The sequence below is a fragment of the Pseudomonas sp. H2_D02 genome (assembly GCF_054677635.1).
The window spans coordinates 4171324-4189161 of record NZ_CP162816.1; the positions used below are offsets into that span (position 1 = coordinate 4171324).

At 61.0% G+C, this 17838-nt stretch carries 10 protein-coding genes and 2 pseudogenes; 6 read left to right on the plus strand and 6 right to left on the minus strand.

Annotation, left to right across the window (positions count from 1 at the left end; translation table 11 throughout):
* Window positions 1-43 precede the first annotated feature (43 nt).
* The 6 genes from mexE to AB4N42_RS19100 all read left to right on the plus strand — a co-directional run bounded on the left by mexE (window position 44) and on the right by AB4N42_RS19100 (window position 10592).
* Complete coding sequence (mexE, locus tag AB4N42_RS19075; RefSeq protein WP_460115173.1) at window positions 44-1297, plus strand: multidrug efflux RND transporter periplasmic adaptor subunit MexE; 1254 nt, start codon at window positions 44-46, stop codon at window positions 1295-1297.
* Window positions 1298-1312: 15 nt separating this feature from the next.
* Entirely contained in the window at window positions 1313-4492 is a 3180-nt protein-coding gene (locus AB4N42_RS19080) for an efflux RND transporter permease subunit (RefSeq protein WP_030138663.1), read from the plus strand.
* Window positions 4489-5913 carry an efflux transporter outer membrane subunit gene (locus AB4N42_RS19085; RefSeq protein ID WP_030138662.1) on the plus strand — a complete coding sequence of 475 codons (1425 nt, stop codon included), beginning with the start codon at window positions 4489-4491 and terminating at the stop codon, window positions 5911-5913. Before AB4N42_RS19080 ends, AB4N42_RS19085 begins: the two co-directional genes overlap by 4 nt.
* Window positions 5914-6213: 300 nt before the next feature.
* The gene (locus AB4N42_RS19090) at window positions 6214-7269 is read left to right on the plus strand and encodes a tetratricopeptide repeat protein (protein ID WP_030138661.1); all 1056 of its coding nucleotides are present in this window, start codon (window positions 6214-6216) and stop codon (window positions 7267-7269) included.
* A gap of 153 nt (window positions 7270-7422) precedes the next feature.
* Window positions 7423-8925, plus strand: coding sequence for an ATPase domain-containing protein (locus AB4N42_RS19095; RefSeq protein WP_030138660.1), 1503 nt, complete (start codon window positions 7423-7425; stop codon window positions 8923-8925).
* Window positions 8922-10592 (plus strand): response regulator, encoded by a 1671-nt coding sequence (locus tag AB4N42_RS19100; RefSeq protein ID WP_258650823.1) that lies wholly within the window; start codon window positions 8922-8924, stop codon window positions 10590-10592. The genes AB4N42_RS19095 and AB4N42_RS19100 overlap by 4 nt, the downstream gene beginning before the upstream one ends.
* Here AB4N42_RS19100 and AB4N42_RS19105 read toward each other — a convergent pair.
* The 6 genes and pseudogenes from AB4N42_RS19105 to AB4N42_RS19130 all read right to left on the minus strand — a co-directional run bounded on the left by AB4N42_RS19105 (window position 10475) and on the right by AB4N42_RS19130 (window position 17695).
* Window positions 10475-10939, minus strand: coding sequence for a hypothetical protein (locus AB4N42_RS19105; protein ID WP_460115174.1), 465 nt, complete (start codon window positions 10937-10939; stop codon window positions 10475-10477). The two genes, AB4N42_RS19100 and AB4N42_RS19105, sit on opposite strands and share 118 nt — an antisense overlap.
* A gap of 228 nt (window positions 10940-11167) precedes the next feature.
* Window positions 11168-11545 carry a response regulator gene (locus AB4N42_RS19110; protein WP_030142671.1) on the minus strand — a complete coding sequence of 126 codons (378 nt, stop codon included), beginning with the start codon at window positions 11543-11545 and terminating at the stop codon, window positions 11168-11170.
* Window positions 11538-12803: a hybrid sensor histidine kinase/response regulator gene (locus AB4N42_RS19115; protein ID WP_198796943.1), complete on the minus strand. Its 1266-nt coding sequence runs from the start codon at window positions 12801-12803 to the stop codon at window positions 11538-11540. The genes AB4N42_RS19110 and AB4N42_RS19115 overlap by 8 nt, the downstream gene beginning before the upstream one ends.
* A gap of 5 nt (window positions 12804-12808) precedes the next feature.
* Window positions 12809-13397: pseudogene (locus AB4N42_RS19120) on the minus strand (chemotaxis protein CheB).
* On the minus strand, window positions 13394-14209 hold the full coding sequence (locus AB4N42_RS19125) for a CheR family methyltransferase (RefSeq protein ID WP_030142674.1): 816 nt from the start codon (window positions 14207-14209) through the stop codon (window positions 13394-13396). Before AB4N42_RS19125 ends, AB4N42_RS19120 begins: the two are co-directional and overlap by 4 nt.
* A pseudogene (locus tag AB4N42_RS19130) lies at window positions 14209-17695 on the minus strand (response regulator). Before AB4N42_RS19130 ends, AB4N42_RS19125 begins: the two are co-directional and overlap by 1 nt.
* Window positions 17696-17838 lie beyond the last annotated feature (143 nt).

The following is a 17838-nucleotide window of genomic DNA, read 5'->3' on the forward strand; positions in this document are numbered from 1 at the left end:
ACGCATCATCCGCCCATCTCAATACACTTGGCGGATGCTATCCATGGAACATTCACTTTCTAAATTGCGCTTTCCCCTCGCACTGTTGGCGGTGCTGGTGATCAGCGCTTGCGGCAAGACCCCCGAAACGGCAGCTTCCATGCCGGCGGCCAAAGTCAGTGTGGCCAAGGTACTGGAGCAGCCCGTCAACGAATGGGATGAGTTCACCGGGCGCCTCGAAGCACCGGAAACCGTCGAGATTCGCCCACGTGTCTCGGGGCAGATCGATGAAGTCGCCTTCACCGAAGGCGCGCTGGTCAAGAAAGGCGACCTGCTGTTCCAGATCGACCCTCGCCCCTTCCAGGCTGAAGTGCGTCGTCTCGAAGCCCAACTGGCCCAGGCCCGCGCCACCGCGACTCGCAGCGAGAACGAAGCCCAGCGTGGCGAACGCCTGCGCTTGAGCAATGCGATTTCCGCTGAATTGGCGGATTCGCGCACCACCTCCGCCCAGGAAGCCCGCGCTGCCGTGGCGGGCATCCAGGCGCAGTTGGACCTGGCCAAGCTGAACCTGAGCTTTACCCGGGTCACCTCGCCCATCAACGGTCGTGTCAGCCGGGCGGAAATCACCGCTGGCAACCTGGTGACCGCCGATGTCACGCCGCTGACCAGCGTGGTGTCCACCGACAAGGTCTACGCCTATTTCGACGCCGACGAACGCGTGTTCCTCAAGTACACCCAACTCGCCCGCCAGGGCCAGCGCGGCCAGGCCACGCCGGTCTACATGGGCCTGTCCAACGAAGAGGGCAACCCGCACCTGGGCCAGATGAACTTCGTCGACAACCAGGTCAACCCGCAAACCGGCACCATCCGTGGTCGCGCGGTGTTCGACAACAAGGACGGCGCCTACACCCCTGGCCTCTACGCTCGGTTGAAACTGGTGGGCAGCGGCACCTATTCCGCCGTGCTGATCAACGACGAAGCCGTGGGCACCGACTTGGGCAAGAAATTCGTCCTGGTGATGGACGCCGAGAACAAGCCTGCCTACCGCGCCGTCGAGCTGGGTCCGAAGATCGAAGGCCTGCGCATCGTTCGCAACGGCTTGAACAAGGACGACACCATCATCGTCAAGGGGCTGCAACGGGCCCGTCCGGGTTCGCCGGTCACGCCTGAAACCGTGCCGATGGCCAGCGAGCAAACCCTCGCCGCCCTGGCACAACAACGTAAAGCGCTCGAAGCCAGCAACCTGCCACAAGTCGCGCCGTCCAAGGCAGCGTCCAGCTCGGCAGGCAAACTGGCCTCTGCGTCCCCACGCGGTTAAGGGACTGAATCCAAGATGAAATTTTCCCAGTTCTTCATTTCGCGGCCGATCTTCGCAGCGGTGCTCTCGCTGTTGATCCTGATCGCCGGCGCCATTTCGCTGTTCCAGTTGCCGATCAGCGAATACCCGGAAGTCGTGCCGCCGACCGTGGTCGTGCGCGCCAACTTCCCGGGCGCCAACCCCAAGGTCATCGGCGAAACCGTTGCCGCGCCCCTGGAACAAGCCATCACCGGCGTCGAGAACATGCTGTACATGTCCTCGCAGTCGACTGCTGACGGCAAGATCACCCTGACCATCACCTTTGCCCTGGGCACCGACCTGGACAACGCCCAGGTGCAAGTGCAGAACCGCGTCACCCGCACCGAGCCCAAGTTGCCGGAGGAAGTGACCCGCATCGGTATCACGGTGGACAAGGCATCGCCCGACCTGACCATGGTCGTGCACTTGACCTCGCCGGACAAACGCTACGACATGCTCTACCTGTCCAACTACGCCTTGCTCAATATCAAGGATGAGCTGGCGCGCCTGGGTGGCGTGGGTGACGTGCAGCTGTTCGGCATGGGCGATTACTCCCTGCGGGTCTGGCTTGATCCGAACAAGACCGCTTCGCGCAACCTGACCGCCACCGACGTGGTCACGGCGATCCGCGAGCAGAACCGCCAGGTTGCCGCCGGTGCCCTGGGTGCGCCGCCAGCCCCTAACGCCACGGCGTTCCAGCTGTCGGTCAACACCCAGGGTCGCCTGGTAAACGAAGAAGAGTTCGAGAACATCATCATTCGTTCCGGCGCCAACGGTGAAATCACCCGCCTGAAGGACATCGCACGGGTAGAGCTGGGCTCCAGCCAATACGCCCTGCGCTCGCTGCTCGATAATCAGCCGGCAGTGGCAATCCCGATCTTCCAGCGTCCAGGCTCCAACGCCATCCAGATTTCCAACGATGTGCGCGCGAAAATGGACGAGCTGAAGAAAGGCTTCCCGGCCGGCATGGACTACAGCATCGTCTATGACCCGACGATCTTCGTTCGTGGCTCCATCGAAGCGGTGGTCCACACCCTGTTCGAAGCGCTGATCCTCGTCGTGCTGGTGGTCATCCTGTTCCTGCAGACCTGGCGCGCCTCGATCATCCCGCTGGTCGCCGTACCGGTGTCGCTGATCGGTACATTCGCGGTCATGCACTTGTTCGGCTTCTCATTGAACGCCTTGTCGCTGTTCGGCCTGGTACTGGCGATCGGTATCGTGGTGGACGACGCCATCGTGGTGGTGGAGAACGTCGAGCGAAATATCGAATTGGGACTCACCCCCGTGGAGGCGACCAAGCGCGCCATGGGCGAAGTGACCGGCCCGATCATCGCCACCGCCCTGGTGCTGTGCGCGGTCTTCGTTCCGGCGGCGTTCATCAGTGGCCTGACGGGTCAGTTCTATAAACAGTTCGCCCTGACCATTGCCATCTCCACGGTGATCTCGGCAGTCAATTCCCTGACCCTGTCGCCGGCCCTGGCCGCGGTGTTGCTCAAAGGCCATGACGCGCCCAAGGACCGTTTCTCCAAGTTCCTGGACAAGATTTTTGGTGGCTGGCTGTTCCGTCCGTTCAACCGTTTCTTCGAACGTGCCAGCCATGGCTACGTGGGCACGGTCGCTCGGGTGATCCGCAGCAGCGGCATCGCCCTGGTGCTCTACGCTGGCCTGATGGTGCTGACCTTCTTCGGTTTCTCCACCACGCCGACCGGCTTCGTGCCCGGCCAGGACAAGCAGTACCTGGTGGCCTTCGCCCAACTGCCGGACGCCGCGAGCCTGGACCGCACCGAAGACGTGATCAAGCGCATGTCGGACCTGGCCCTCAAGCAACCGGGTGTTGAAAGCGCGGTGGCCTTCCCGGGCCTGTCGATCAACGGTTTCACCAACAGCCCGAACGCCGGCATCGTGTTCGTCACCCTCAAGCCCTTTGACGAGCGCAAGGACCCGAGCATGTCGGCCGGCGCCATCGCCGGTGCGTTGAACGGCAAATATTCGGAAATCCAGGAAGCCTACATGGCGATCTTCCCGCCGCCGCCGGTACAAGGACTGGGCACGATCGGTGGTTTCCGCCTGCAAATCGAAGACCGGGGCAACCTGGGCTACGACGAGCTGTACAAAGAAACCATGAACATCATCACCAAGAGCCGCAGCGTGCCGGAACTGGCCGGTTTGTTCACCAGCTACACCGTGAACGTGCCGCAGGTCGATGCCGCCATCGACCGTGAAAAAGCCAAGACCCACGGCGTGGCCGTCAGCGACATCTTCGACACCCTGCAGATTTACCTGGGTTCGCTGTATGCCAACGACTTCAACCGCTTTGGCCGTACCTACCAGGTCAACGTCCAGGCCGAGCAGCAGTTCCGTCTCGAATCGGACCAGATCGGCCAGCTCAAGGTGCGCAACAACCGTGGCGAGATGATCCCGCTGGCGACCTTCATCAAGGTCAGCGACACCTCGGGCCCGGACCGCGTGATGCACTACAACGGCTTCATCACCGCTGAAATCAACGGTGCCGCCGCCCCGGGCTACAGCTCCGGCCAGGCCGAGAAAGCCATCGAGAAACTGCTCAAGGACGAACTGCCCAACGGCATGACCTATGAGTGGACCGACCTGACCTACCAGCAGATTCTCTCGGGCAACACCGCGCTGTTCGTGTTCCCGCTCTGCGTATTGCTGGCGTTCCTGGTGCTCGCGGCGCAATACGAAAGCTGGAGCCTGCCGTTGGCGGTGATTCTGATCGTGCCGATGACCCTGTTGTCGGCGATCACCGGGGTGATTCTGTCCGGTGGCGACAACAACATCTTTACCCAGATCGGCTTGATCGTACTGGTGGGACTTGCCTGCAAGAACGCGATCCTCATCGTCGAGTTCGCCAAGGACAAGCAGCTTGAAGGCCTGAACCCGCTGGCAGCCGTATTGGAAGCTTGCCGCCTGCGTCTGCGGCCGATCCTGATGACGTCGTTCGCCTTCATCATGGGCGTGGTGCCCTTGGTGTTCTCCAGCGGCGCCGGTGCCGAAATGCGCCATGCCATGGGTGTCGCGGTGTTCTCCGGGATGCTTGGCGTAACCTTCTTCGGCCTGCTGCTCACCCCAGTGTTCTACGTCTTGATCCGTAACTTCGTCGAGCGCAGCGAGGCCCGCAAGGCGGCCCGTGCCTTGAAACTGGAGGCGCAACAATGAGTGTGAAAGCGTTCCTGCCGAGCTTGCTGGTGTTGGCGTTAAGCGCCTGTGCCGTGGGCCCGGACTACAAGGCGCCACAAACGGAGGCGGCGAACGTCACCACCGCTACCGACGGCGCCGCCGGCCAGAAGAACTTCGACCGCGCCCGCTTCGAAGGCGTCTGGTGGCAGCAATTCGACGACCCGACCCTCAATGCGCTGGTGACCCGTTCGCTGGAAGGCAACCGCGAGTTGCGCGTGGCCTTCGCCCGTCTGCGGGCCGCCCGGGCGATTCGCGACGACGCCAGCAACGACGTCATGCCGACCATTACCAGCCGCGCCAGCAGCAACATCGGCAAAGGCCAGAACCCGATGGGCCAGACGGACGACCGGGTCAACTCCGAGCGTTACGACCTGGGCCTGGACATGGCCTGGGAACTGGACTTGTTCGGACGCATCCGGCGCAACCTGGAAGCGACCGATGCCGACCAGCAAGCCGCCGAGGCCGATCTCTACCAACTGCAGGTGACCATGATCGCCGAGCTGGTGGACGCCTACGGCCAACTGCGCGGCGCGCAACTGCGGGAGAAAATCGCCCTGGCGAACCTGCAGAACCAGCAGGAGTCGCGCAAGATCACCGAAAGCCTGCGCGAAGCCGGCGTCGGCGATCAGCTCGACGTGGTGCGCGCCGATGCCCGCCTGGCCGCGGTGGAAGCCAGCGTGCCGCAATTGCAGGCCGAACAGGCCCGTCAACGCAACCGCATCGCGACCTTGCTGGGCGAGCGCCCGGACAAGTTGACGGTGGATTTGAGCCCTAGACAGCTGCCGGCCATTGCCAAGGCTCTGCCCATTGGCGATCCGGGACAATTGTTGCAACGCCGTCCCGACATCCTCAGTGCCGAGCGTCAACTGGCTGCGGCCACGGCGCGCATCGGCGTGGCCAAGGCCGACCTGTTCCCGCGGGTCAGCCTGAGCGGTTTCCTCGGTTTTACCGCCGGACGCGGCTCGCAGATCGGCTCTTCGGCGGCCAATGCCTGGGCGCTGGGCCCGAGCATCACCTGGGCCGCTTTCGACCTGGGCAGCGTGCGGGCTCGCTTGCGCGGTGCCAACGCCGAAGCGGATGGCGCCCTGGCGAACTATGAACAGCAAGTGCTGCTGGCCCTGGAAGAATCGGAAAACGCCTTCAGCGATTACGGCAAACGTCAGCAACGCTTGATCTCGCTGATCCGCCAGAGCGAATCGAGCCGCGCCGCCGCAGACCTGGCCGAGATTCGCTACCGCGAAGGCACCGAGGACTTCCTCGTGCTGCTCGACGCCCAACGTGAACGCCTGGCCGCCGAAGACAGCCAGGCCCAGGCCGAAGTGGACCTGTATCGCGGCATCGTCGCGATCTACAAGGCCCTGGGCGGCGGCTGGCAACCGGAAACCGTCGCCAGCAACTGATAACCCCCTTCCCAACCGAGCTCCTTTGGTTGGCCGCAACCAGCCAAATGTTTGCCCCGCGTCTCATTCGGACGCGGGGCTTTTTTTGTTTATCGCCCAAGGCCCGCTGTGGAAACGCCCTTTGTGGGAGCGAGCTTGCTCGCGATAGCAGTGTGTCAGTCAATATCTACCTCACTGATCCGACGCCATCGCGAGCAAGCTCGCTCCCACAGGTTCATGACTGCTGTTACAAGGTTTGACTCAAGCCGCCGCCTGACCGAAGCTTGCGACATTTCGCGCTTCTGGTTATGGATTACCTGCATGCCTTCGTCTCGCCGCTATGTGCTTTTCAGTCTTGCCGTTGTATTGGCGATCGGTCTCGTCGCGATATGGCTGCGCAGCACCACACCGCAGATCCCCGAGGCCATCAAGCGCGGCTACAGCGAAGCCCTGGAACACGCCCGCAATGGCCAGCCTGGTGCCGCGCGAATGTTGTATCAGCAATTGGGACGGCCGGACTTGTCGCCCAAGCGCCGTGTCCGGCTGCACGCGGAACTGTCCAACTACCCAAGCCCCCAGGCGTTGAAACTGGCCCAGGCGGATCTGCAAAGCGAATCGCCGGACGTGCGCCGCGCGGCCATCGGCAGCATCGTCGGACTGGTGCCAAACGCCCAGCGCAGCCTGTTGCTAGGCCCGCTCCTGGATGACAACGAGCCGGACGTCCGATTCGCCGCCGTGAACGCATTGCTGGGCCTGTCGCCCGACGAACTGGGCCTGTATTTCGGGGCGATGCAGATCGCCGTCGATACTTGGAAGCAGGTATTGAACGACGATCCACCCTCCCCCGAATCCCTCTATCAGCTCGCCCGGCTGTATGCGCACAACGCCGAGCTGAAAAAAGCCCAGCAGGCGCTGGAACAGGTGCTGAAGTTACAACCGGGCAACCTGCCGGCGCTGGTCATGCAGGTCGACGTGCTGGACAAACAAGGCCAGGGGGAAGCTGCACGTCGATTGCTCGCCCGGGAGTTGCAAACCCAACCCGCATCGGCTTACCTGCAACATGCGCTGGGGATGTGGCTGCTGCAGCACGGCCAGAGTGAATATGCAGTGCTAGGCTTGGCGAAGGCCGTGGAACTGGAACCTGACAACAGGCAATATCGCTACGACTTGGCGACCACCCTGCACGCCGAGCAGGAAGTGGAAGCCGCGCAGAAACAACTGCAGGAAATCGTCCAGCGCAACCCCGCCGACCGCAACGCGCGGGTGTTGCTGATCAATTATTGGAAGGAAACCGGTCAGTTGCAGCACGTCCAGGTCCTGTTGGCCCAGCTGGAACAATTGAACCCTGATGACCCGGCGATACAGCAGGGTTTATAGCCAAGGAAGCGCGCTCGGAAAGTTGTGCAGCAGTACACGTTCTGTCAAAGAAAGCGGAACCGCCATCACTGTCAAAGGTCAAGTGTTCAGGCAGTTTCATTTCAGGCGCTCCCCCGCCTGCTGCCCACTTCCCTAGTCATGAGAGGGTTATTTTTGACTACATCTAACGAGTTGATCAGCGCAAAAGCCGCCACCGGTATCGAAGGACTGGACGATGTTCTTTCCGGTGGTTTGTCCCGAGGCCACGTGTTCCTCCTTGAGGGAGAACCGGGCACTGGCAAGACCACGGTCGCGTTGCACTTCCTGCTGGCCGGCGCCGAAGCCGGCGAGCGCTCGTTGTACATCACGCTGTCGGAAACCGAGCGTGAATTGCGCCAGGGCGCAGCCTCCCACGGTTGGACGTTGGATGAAAATATCCACATTTTCGAGCTGACCCCACCCGAGAGCCTGCTCAACGCCGAACACCAGCAAAGCCTGCTGTACTCCTCGGACCTGGAGCTGGGAGAAGCGACCCGGCAGATCTTCGAAGTGGTCGAGCGATTCAAGCCGACTCGAGTCGTGCTGGACAGCCTCTCGGAGATCCGTCTCCTGGCGCAAAGCTCCCTGCGCTATCGCCGACAGATCCTCGCGATCAAGCATTACTTCGTGCGCTACGACGCTACCGTGCTCCTGCTCGATGACCTGACCACCGAGTCCCTCGACAAGACCGTGCACAGCGTGGCTCACGGTGTCATCCGCCTCGAAGAACTGACCCCGAACTACGGTGCCGAACGACGCCGACTCCGGGTGGTGAAATACCGCGGGCAGAAATACCGGGGCGGCTACCATGACTTCACGATCATGGGCGACGGCGTGCATGTCTTCCCTCGCCTGGTGGCCGCCGAACATCGAGGCCAATACGTTCGCCAACAACTCTCCAGCGGCATCGCGGAAATGGACGCCCTCTTGGGTGGCGGTATCGAGACCGGCTCAAGCACGCTGATCCTGGGCCCGGCCGGTACCGGCAAATCATTGATTTCCCTTATCTTCGCGGCGGCGGCAGTACATCGCGGCGAAAAAGCCGCGCTGTTCATTTTCGATGAAGAGCTGGGTTTGCTGTTCGAGCGGATGAAGAATATCGGCATCGACCTGCTGGAGCTGCAAAAGACCGGCAACTTGCTGATCGAGCAAGTCGACGCCGCCGAGCTGTCTCCCGGTGAGTTCTCCCATCGGGTACGGCGTTGCGTCAATGACGCGAACATCAAGACCGTCGTCATCGACAGCATCAACGGCTACCAGGCCGCCATGCCGGAAGAAAACGCCCTGGTCCTGCACATGCATGAGCTGCTGCTTTACCTGAACCGCAAGGGCGCGGCGACGTTCATGACGGTTGCGCAGCACGGGTTGGTAGGCGACATGCAGGCGCCGGTGGATATCACCTACCTGGCCGACACCGTCATCCTGTTGCGCTACTTCGAGGCGCTGGGCAAGGTTCGCCGAGCGGTTTCCATCATCAAGAAACGGACCGGCAGCCATGAATCGACGATTCGTGAATACCGCATCAGCAAGCTGGGGATGACCATTGGCGAGCCGCTGGAAGCATTCCAGGGTGTATTGCGTGGAGTACCGACTTATATGGGAGCGGATAATCCGCTGCTCGAGGATGATTCCCAGTGACGTCGGCCGAACCCTTGTTCGAGCGGGCGCTGATTCTCGCGCCGCTGGGACGGGACAGCCAGATTGCCCTGATGATTCTCAAGGAAGCCGGTTTCAGCGGCCTTGTCTGCAGTCACTTGGGGCATTTGTGTGAGGAATTGGAGCACGGCGCAGGCCTGCTGGTGATTTCCTCGGAGGCCCTGGTCGGGCCGGACCTGGAAACCCTGTTCCAGTACATCGAACAGCAACCGGCCTGGTCCGATCTGCCCATCGTCCTGCTGACGCATCATGGCGGACCGGAGCAAAACCCGGTGGCACGCATCGGCACCCAGTTGGGCAACGTGACGTTCCTGGAACGGCCCTTCCACCCGGTGACGCTGGTCAGCCTGGTCACCACGGCCTTGCGCGGGCGTCGAAGGCAATATGACGCACGGGACCGCCTGATCGACCTCAGCAACAGTGAGCTGCGCCTGCAGAACACCCTTGAAACCCTTGAGCAGCAAGTCGAGGAGCGCACCGCCCAATTGCGTCACAACGAGGAAGCCTTGCGCCAATCGCAGAAAATGGAAGCGGTCGGCCAGCTCACCGGCGGCATCGCCCATGACTTCAACAACATGCTCACCGGCATCATCGGCAGTCTCGAACTGCTGCGCCGACGCCTGGCCCGCGGTCGCACCGAAGACCTCGACAGCCTGATCGACCTGGGCGTGACGTCGGCGAATCGGGCGGCCGGCCTGACCCACCGACTGCTGGCATTCTCCCGGCGGCAATCGCTGGACTCCAAGGCCGTGCAGATGAATACCCTGGTGCTGTCCATGGGCGAGCTGCTGCAACGCAGCCTCAATGAGAGCATCGGCCTGGAAATGCGCCTGGACGAACAACTCTGGATCGCCGAAGCCGACCCCAACCAACTGGAAAGCGCCCTGCTCAACCTGGTCCTCAACGCCCGCGACGCCATGCCCGACGGCGGCAAACTGGTGGTGCAGACCTTCAATCAATACCTGGACACCGGCTTCACCGACGCCTATACCAACCTGGAGCCCGGTGACTACGTCGTGCTGAGCGTGCAGGACACCGGTTGCGGCATGCCCGAAGCGGTGATCAATCGTGCATTCGACCCGTTCTTCACCACCAAACCCATCGGCCAGGGCACCGGGCTGGGGCTGTCGATGATCTATGGTTTCAGCAAACAGTCACGCGGCCACGTGACCATCGACAGCGAGGTCGGTAAAGGCACGACCGTGAATCTCTACTTGCCGCGCTTCATTGGCGAAGAGATAGACGAACCGCTGGTCCACGCCCAACAGGCGCCTTATGCGCAAGATGGCGAAACCGTGCTGATCGTCGAAGACGATCCGGCGGTGCGTGTCCTGGTCAGCGCGGTGCTGAGCGAGTTGGGCTACGCCTTCGTCGAAGCCGGCGATGCCAACGGCGCGATGCCGATCCTGCAGTCTAGCCAGCGCATCGACCTGCTGATCAGCGACGTGGGCTTGCCTGGCATGAATGGCCGGCAACTGGCGGAAATCGGCCGCCAGATCCGCCCCGATCTCAAGGTGCTGTTCATCACCGGTTACGCTGAACACGCGGCGGTGCGCGGTGGCTTCCTGGATTCGGGCATGCAGATGATCACCAAGCCGTTTACGTTTGATCTGCTGACGGCGAAGGTGCGGGAGATGATCAAGGTTTGAGGCCGGCCGGGCTCTTTGATGATCGCGTCCCCCCCTGTGGGAGCGAGCCTGCTCGCGAAGGCGATGGAACAGTCGATAATGATGTTGGATGTGCTGGCCTCTTCGCGAGCAAGCTCGCTCCCACAGGGAATCTGGTCCACATCAGTGCTGTGGCTGCTGGAAATCCAGTGTGGAAGCGGACTTGCTTTGCTTTTGATCTTGATCTTGATCTTGATCTTGATCTTGATCTTGATCTTGATCTTGATCTTGATCTTGATCTTGGCGCCCCGTAAAACCACGCTGGCCGAACGCAGGCCTTGTGGAGTGGGCATCCCGGCATGGATGCCGGGATAGCCGCGCAGGGCCATGGATGGCCCATCGCGGCGGGCCCACGGAGCAAGGCCGGAGTGAGGGCATGCCGAGCCTAGGCGAGGCACCGAGTGGTGGGGCAAAGCCTTTTTGGTTACTTTTTTGGCGTCTGAAAAAAGTGACCCGCCGTAAGGGCGGAACCGCCAGCGGCCGTTACCGCAGAAACGGATATGTACTCAATCAGCTGTTACCGCAGAAATGGCTATACGCAACCCGCACCAAAAGAACTAAGACAACATCCCCTGCATAATGCCCTGCAACACATCCAAATCAAACGGCTTGTCCAAAATCGGCGCCTTGCGCGTAATCGGACTGTCAGTCTCACGCACTTCCTGCGCATAACCACTGATGAAAATAACCTTCAAGTCCGGACGCAACCTCACCGCAGGCTCAGCAATCTGCACCCCGGAAATGCCACCGGGCAAGCGGAAGTCAGTGATCATCATGTCCAGATGAGGCTTGCTCGCCAGGATCTCGAACGCCTGCTCACCGTTTTCGGCTTGCAACACCCGATAACCCTCGCCGGACAAGTAGGCCGACAGCACCATCAGGATCGATGGGTCATCCTCGACGATCAGTACAACGTCTTGCGCATCTTCACTCATGAGAAGCCTTTGTTGGATCAATAGCTGCTGATACGACCTTGGGGTCGCTCAGAGGTTGCGTCCGTTCGCCAGTTTTCTGAAAAGGCAGACAAACGCGGAATAACGCCCCTTCGTTGAGGCGACTATTGACCGTGATGATACCGCCGTGGGCGGTGACGATCTGCTCGGAGATGAACAGCCCCAACCCCAGGCCCGTCGCGGCAGCCTTGGATGACACCCGTTCGAATTGCTGGAAAATGCGCGCCTGGTTCTCTTCGCTGATGCCGATGCCATGGTCCTGGACTTCGACGCAGGCATGATCGGGCGTCTGGTAGACCCGCACCTCGATCGGACTCTTGCTGCCATAGCGCAACGCGTTGGTCAAAAGGTTCGAAACCACCTGCTCGATGCGAAACTCATCCCAATGCCCTTCCACCGATGATTCGGCGGTACAGGTCACCGTGCATTCGGCGGCGGCGATCTGCGGCTGGAAGTTATGCAGCAGGTTCTGCACCAGCGCCGTCAAGTTGAAGCGAGTCGGACGGATGGACAGTTTGCCGGTGCGAATCCGCGACACGTCCAGCATGTCTTCGATCAAGCGGATCAGGCTCTTGATCTGGCGCTCGTCACGCTCGACCATCGCCTTCACCTTGTCCAGCGTGAACGCCGCGGCGTTGTCCCGGGCCAGGTGCATCTTGCGCAACTGCGTTTCCAGGATCAGCCCGTTGAGCGGCGTACGCACCTCATGGGCGACGATCGACATGAAGTCGTCACGCATGCGCACCGCCTGTTCGAGCTCGCTGCGGGTGGCTTGCAGTTGCTGAAGCAACTGCTCCTGCTCCCGACGGCTCTGCTCGAGGGCAATCACCTGCTCCTTCATCGCCTTGCGCTGGCGATAAAGCTCGACGAATACGTTGACCTTGCTTTTGACCGCATGGTTGTCCAGTGGCTTGTGCAGGAAATCTACCGCGCCATTCTCGTAGCCAGTGAAGGCGTAGTTGCGCTCGCGGCCGGCGGCGCTGACGAAGATGATCGGGATACTGCGGGTCTTTTCCGTGCCGCGCATCAGCTCGGCCAGTTCGAAACCGTTCATGCCCGGCATCTGTACGTCGATGATTGCCAGGGCAAAATCATGTTGCAACAGCAGGGACAATGCTTCGTCCGCCGACAACGCTTTATAGACCTGACGGTCGTCGCGTTTGATCAACGCTTCCAGGGCCAACAGATTCTCAGGCAGATCATCGACGATCAGCAGTTTGGCTTGAATATCTCTTGGCATGTGATTCATTCCAGGCCGGCCAGCAATTGGCCGATGCCCTGCAAAGTGAGGATGTGGTCGGGCTCGTGCAAGGTAAGTGCCGCTTCGGGCATGGTTGGGACCTGCGCCTCCTCCGGGTCCTGGACAACCGTGATGCCACCCAGCGCCTTGACCTTGGCCAGGCCCCGTGCACCATCGCTATTGGCACCGGTCAGCACGACTGCCAGCAAATGACCGCCATAGACATCGGCGGCCGACTCGAACAACACATCAATGGAGGGGCGAGAGTGGTGCACCGGTTCTTCCAGGCTCAAGGACAGGCTACGGTCAGCCTCGATCGACAGATGATAACCGGGCGTCGCAACGTATAAGGTTCCGGGCACGATGTCCTGTTTGTCCCGGGCTTCCTCCACCGGTACCGCGAGGCGATGACCGAATACTTGGGCCAGTTGGCTATGACGCTCGTCCGGCAGATGCAACACCACCAGGATCGGCAAGCTGAATCCTGGGCGCAATCGGCTGAACACTTTCAGCAGCGCTTCGACGCCGTGCGGCAGACGCGCCGACGACAATGGCCTCGATCACGGGCCTGGGCCTGTCCGTCATTGATTTCATAACTTGCGATAGATCCGTTCCTGTTTGACCAACGGTTCGAATTGCTTGCCAAACACCGAAAAATCCAGTGTTTCCTTGCTGCCCAACACCAGGAAACCACGATGGCAGAGGGATTCGTGGAACAAGCCGAAGGCACGATCTTGCAGTTTTTTATTGAAATATATCAATACGTTACGACAGGAAATTAACTGTGTTTCCGAGAAAACGCTATCGGTCGCCAGGCTGTGGTCGGCAAACGTCACGTTCTGGCACAAGGTTTTATCGAACATGGCGTAATCGTAGGCGGCGGTGTAGTAATCGGCAAATGACTGCCGGCCTCCCGCCCGCTGATAGTTTTGCGTGTAGGCCCTGACGTTTTCCAAGGAGAAAATGCCTTGCTTGGCCTTTTCCAACGACCGCGGATTGATGTCCGTCGCGTAGATGAGCGTGCGCTCCAGCAGCCCCTCCTCGCGCAGCAGGATCGCCATGGAGTAGACCTCTTCCCCGGTGCTGCAGCCGGCGATCCAGATCTTGATCGAGGGATAGGTCTTGAGCAGCGGCACCACTTCCTCGCGGATCGCCAGGAAATGCGAGGGGTCGCGGAACATCTCGCTGACGGGGATCGTCAGCAATTGCAGCAATTGCATGAAGGCCCCCGGATCATGCAGCACCCGCTCCTGCAGCGCCGAGATGGTCTTGCAATCGAACTGGCTCAACGCATGCAGGACCCGGCGCTTGATGGAAGCGCCGGAGTAATCACGGAAGTCGTAGCTGTACTTCAGGTAGATCGCTTCGATCAACAGACGAAGTTCAATGTCAGTGTTACGTTCCACTAAATTCTTTCCATATTCGGCAACCACACGCGAATCAGTGAAAACAGGCGATCCAGGTCGATCGGCTTGGCCAGGTAATCGTTGGAGCCGGCCGCCAGGCACCGCTCCTGGTCATCTTTCATGGCCTTGGCCGTCACCGCGATGATGGGCAGTTTCTGCCAGCGCGGGTCCTTGCGGATCAGCGTGGTGGCTTCAAAGCCATCCATCTCGGGCATCATCACGTCCATCAGCACCAGGTCGATGTCCTCGACTTCATTCAGGCGTTCGATCGCCTCGTAGCCGTTACGACCGATGACCACGATCGCGCCTTTCGCCTCCAGGGCGCTGGTCAGGGCAAAGATGTTGCGCACATCGTCATCCACCAACAGCACCTTGCGGCCTTCGAAAACCTTGTCGCGGCTGCGGGCAGTCTGAAGCATCCGCTGCCGTTCATGTGACAGCCTGGATTCGACTTTGTGCAGAAAGAGTGTCACTTCGTCCAGCAGGCGCTCCGGCGAACGTGCGCCCTTGATGATGATCGAGCGCGAATACTTGCGCAGCTCGGCTTCTTCATCGCGCGTCAGGTTGCGCCCGGTGTAGACGATCACGGGCGGGAACGAACAGATCTCTTCGCTGGACATGCGCTTGAGCAGATCGTTACCGAGCATGTCTGGCAGCTTGAGGTCGATGATCATGCAGTCATAGACGTTGTCGCGCAGCAGATCCAGGGCTTGCTGGGCGAGGCCGACGGCGGTGATCTCGATGTCTTCGTCGCCGATCAGGCGAGTAATGCTGTCGCGCTGCAGGTCATCGTCTTCCACCAGCAGCACCCGCTTGACCTTCTGGGTCAGCTTGGCCTCCAGGCGCGCGAACACGTCCTTGAGCTCCTCGCGGGTGGTCGGCTTGACCGCGTAACCGATGGCGCCCATGTGCATTGCGGCTTCGACGCGGTCCTCGACGGAAATGACATGCACAGGGATGTGCCGGGTGGCAGCCTGTTCCTTGAGGCGTTGCAGCACCGTCAGCCCGGAATGGTCCGGCAGGCGCATGTCCAGCAGGATCGCGTCGGGGCTGAGCCGTGAGGCCAGGTCAAACCCTTCGTCGGCACCGTGGGCCACCAGGCATTGATAGCCGAGCTCGTGGGCCAGGTCGAACAGGATCCGGGCAAACTTGGGCTCGTCTTCGATGACCAGGATGCAACGGCTGTCGAAAGGCGCCTTTTCGCGGTCATCAGCGAATTGCGGGACAGGCGCCTCCACCTCGGCGACCAACGGCGCCGGCGCGGGTGCGGGCGCCTGGACCGGTGTCGGCGACGCTGCCGAGCGGGCTGAACGTCATCGGCGCGATAGGGTTGTCCCCGGGTTCAACGTAGCGCCCAGGCATTGCCAGCGTGAACTCACTGCCCTGCCCTGGCGCGCTGGTCACCGAGATGGAACCGCCCAGCAACGTCGCCAGGTCCCGGGAAATCGACAGCCCCAGCCCCGTGCCGCCGTAACGGCGATTGGTGGTGCCGTCGGCCTGGCGGAACGCCTCGAAGATGCTCTGCTGCTGGTCGGCGGCGATACCAATCCCCGAGTCGCGGACCATGAACGCGATGCCGCCACCCGGCTGGCCCGCCACGTTGAGCCGGACAGAGCCGTGTTCGGTGAACTTCACCGCATTCGACAATAGGTTCTTGAGCACCTGTTCCAGGCGCTGGCGATCGGTGTACAGCATCGCCGGCGCATCGGGCTGCACCTGCACGTCGAAGTCCAGGCCTTTCTCCCTCGCCAACGGCGTGAACAGATCGCGCAGCCCTTCCACCAGGCGCGCAACGCCGGTGTTTTCCGGGCGCACCTCCAGCTTTCCGGCCTCGACCTTGGAGATATCGAGAATGTCGTTGATCAGATTCAGCAGGTCATTGTCGGCGGAGTAGATCGACTCAGCGAACTTGACCTGCTCTTCGCTGAGGTTCTTGTGGGGGTTTTCCGCCAGCAACTTGGACAAGATCAACGAGCTGTTCAGCGGGGTGCGCAGTTCATGGGACATGTTGGCCAGGAACTCGGACTTGTACTTGCTCGAACGCTGCAGCTCTTCGGCGCGCTCCTGCAACTGGATCTGGGCCAGGTTCAGCTCGCTGTTCTTCTGATCCATGGCGTCGCGCTGTTCGGCCAACTGCTCGTTGGTCTGTTCCAACTCCTGTTGCTGGGCTTCCAGGTGCGCCTGGGATTCCTTGAGGATGCGCGACTGCTCTTCCAATTCCTCGTTCGCGGTCTTGAGCTCTTCCTGCTGCACTTGCAGCTCTTCGTTCAACTGCTGGGTCTCGGCCAATACTTCTTGCAGGCGCTGGCGATAACGAGCCGCTTCGATGGAGGTGCCAATGTTGCCGGCCACCAGCTCCAGCAATTCGATGTCCCGCTCGGTCAAGGGTCGCAGGAAGCCCAACTCGACGACACCATTGATCCGGTCGTCGTCACGGGTCGGCACCACCAGCACGCAGTTGGGTCGCCCCTTGCCGAGCCCGGAACTGACTTTCAGGTAGTCGCCCGGGACATCATCAAGACGAATGACGCGGCCTTGCCGCACGGCCTGTCCGACGATGCCTTCGCCGTCGATGATGACCTGTTGCTGCTCGTCATCCTCCCGGGACATGCCGTAGGTAGCGACGCGCCGGAGGACGCCGTTTTCTTCTCGCGCATAAAGTGCCGCGACCACGGTGTCCAGGTATTGCGCGCAGAACTGCAGGATGTTGCGGCCGAGCAGGTTCAGGGTCAGTTGCCCCAGGACCTGCTCGGCCAACTGAGTCTGCCCGTTGCGCAGCCACGCTTGTTTTTCCAGGTGGGCGGCGCTCTGCTGCTGGACCTGGAGGGTCGCGCTATAGCTGCGCGACAGGTTCAACAGGTCCCGGCGACCAACGTAGGCCAATAGCCCACTGACGGCCACGACAAACAGCAAGTACAGCGAGATACTCCAGACCGTCGTGGTGCGCACTTGCTCGTTGCGCTGGGCGCGCAGTTGCTGTTCGGTTTCGACGACGTCCTCGAAGGTCTTGCGTATCTCGTCGGTCAATCGCTTGCCGCGTCCGGCCTTTACAGCGCCCCGGTAATCACCGCTGCTGCGTTGCAGATCGATCATGCTCTGGGCGTAGTTGCCCCATTCCACCTGGAGCGCCTGGATCTTGTGCAGACGGTCAGTCTGCACGGGATTGTCGGCTGTCAGTTCCAACAATGTATCCAGTGCCACCGCGATGCGCGGCTTGGCCACCTCGTAGGGATCGAGAAAGTGCTCGTCGCCGCTCAACAAATAGCCGCGCATGCCGGTTTCAAGGTCCACGCTCAGCTTCATGGCGTCGTTGACGTTGTTGAGGACCCGATCGGTGTGCCCGACCCACTGGATCACCGACAGCAGGTACGTGATCAACGCAATGAAAAACACGGCGCTGAGGGCGCCCATGCCCAGGGGCAGGCTGATATTGCGGCTCAGGAGCTTGCGAAAACTGTGCTCGTCGACCGAAGACGAAAGAGGCATTGGAAATGGCCCTGGTGAATAGTTGAAAACCGTGGAGTTTGCCCAAAAACACGGGTTGGATCCACACTTCCGACAAGTCCAGGACGCAAATCCCCGGGCCGTTCGCCTGGGTCTCAAGGATGCGACTATCCTTGTCAGCTCTT

Excerpts from the sequence above, each read along its gene's own strand:
- mexE (WP_460115173.1), top strand. The coding sequence starts at position 44 with ATGGAACATTCACTTTCTAAATTGCGCTTTCCCCTCGCACTGTTGGCG.
- AB4N42_RS19080 (WP_030138663.1), top strand. The coding sequence starts at position 1,313 with ATGAAATTTTCCCAGTTCTTCATTTCGCGGCCGATCTTCGCAGCGGTG.
- AB4N42_RS19085 (WP_030138662.1), top strand. The coding sequence starts at position 4,489 with ATGAGTGTGAAAGCGTTCCTGCCGAGCTTGCTGGTGTTGGCGTTAAGC.
- AB4N42_RS19090 (WP_030138661.1), top strand. The coding sequence starts at position 6,214 with ATGCCTTCGTCTCGCCGCTATGTGCTTTTCAGTCTTGCCGTTGTATTG.
- AB4N42_RS19105 (WP_460115174.1), bottom strand. The coding sequence starts at position 10,939 with ATGGCCCTGCGCGGCTATCCCGGCATCCATGCCGGGATGCCCACTCCA.
- AB4N42_RS19110 (WP_030142671.1), bottom strand. The coding sequence starts at position 11,545 with ATGAGTGAAGATGCGCAAGACGTTGTACTGATCGTCGAGGATGACCCA.
- AB4N42_RS19115 (WP_198796943.1), bottom strand. The coding sequence starts at position 12,803 with ATGCCAAGAGATATTCAAGCCAAACTGCTGATCGTCGATGATCTGCCT.